The organism is Methylobacterium crusticola, from assembly GCF_003574465.1.
GTDB classification, from domain to species: Bacteria; Pseudomonadota; Alphaproteobacteria; order Rhizobiales; family Beijerinckiaceae; genus Methylobacterium; species Methylobacterium crusticola.
The window spans coordinates 1-980 of sequence record NZ_QOWC01000484.1 but is presented as its reverse complement, the minus strand read 5'-3'; the positions used below and the strand labels follow the sequence as shown (position 1 = coordinate 980).

The window sequence follows — 980 nt, the reverse complement described above, 5'->3', positions numbered from 1 at the left end:
TGATCTCGCCGGGATCCTCGCTGTCGCACAGCAGCACGACGTTGGCGCCGGGGCCGAGGCGCGACAGGAGCGCGCCCTCCCGCGAGGACCCGCTGCGGACGGCGTCGCGCGGGTCGTAGTAGAGCACCACCATGTCGCCGTCGCGGTGGCCGATTCCGGCGCGGTCCCAGGCGTCGACGGACGCGTAGGTGACGATCCGGTAGTCCGGGATGGCCTCGGCCAGGCAGTTGCTGAGGCACTCGCGCACGAGCCGGCGCGGCTCGATGATCACGACCGTGGGTTTAACCGACTCGGCATCGACTTTCGCCGGTTGGGCGCCCCCGGCTCTGCCCGTCCCGGGCTGGTCGTCCCTCTCCGGAACACAGCCGATCGGAGTCGTCTCTGTATCAGGAGCATGTGTGTCGAAGTGGTTCATAGCAAGATTCCCCCAGGACTTGCTAATCAGCGTCGCAAGCAGCGTGCCCACATCGGCGGCGTGTGCAACCGACAAAGACGGCGGTTGCCTTGTTGGCAACGGATGTCACCAGCAGGCTCATAGCGAAGCTTACTCGTGACTAATGCTTCGCTCATAGCGGCTCGGTACGCTCGGCCGCGCTGTTTATCCCGGCCTCAATCTCACAGCCACTCCCCATTGTTGTCAGCCGATGCCATCTGACGACTCCGGGCGACGCTCACCCGCCTAAACATGCCCTCTGTGCTGGTCTTCGTTTTCGCGCCCGCCGGGAAGCCATTCAGCGTGATGCCGAGGGAGGCACGGCCACTGAGCTGGGGGACGTTTCCGCCGTTGATCATCCCGACGCCGTTGTAGCCGAGGCGACGGTAGAGCATCTCCTCACCCGGCCCCTTCACCTCGTCGTCACGGACGCGGCTGTAGCCCCGGCTGCTAGGCTGGTAGCTAGGCTCTCGTTGATGCCAGGGATGTCCCTGCCAGCCGACGCGACGGCGACGTACGGAGCACCTCGTGCTGTCGCTGCAATGGC

Annotated in this window: 1 protein-coding gene and 1 pseudogene; both read right to left on the bottom strand. The window is 65.6% G+C overall.

Features of this window, described 5'->3' with window-relative positions; genetic code table 11:
- A partial coding sequence (locus tag DT057_RS35025; protein WP_162501625.1) for a hypothetical protein occupies nt 1-271 on the bottom strand: 271 nt, incomplete at its 3' end.
- Between the two features lie 344 nt (nt 272-615).
- Nucleotides 616-980: pseudogene (locus DT057_RS36345) on the bottom strand (hypothetical protein); the annotation flags it as partial.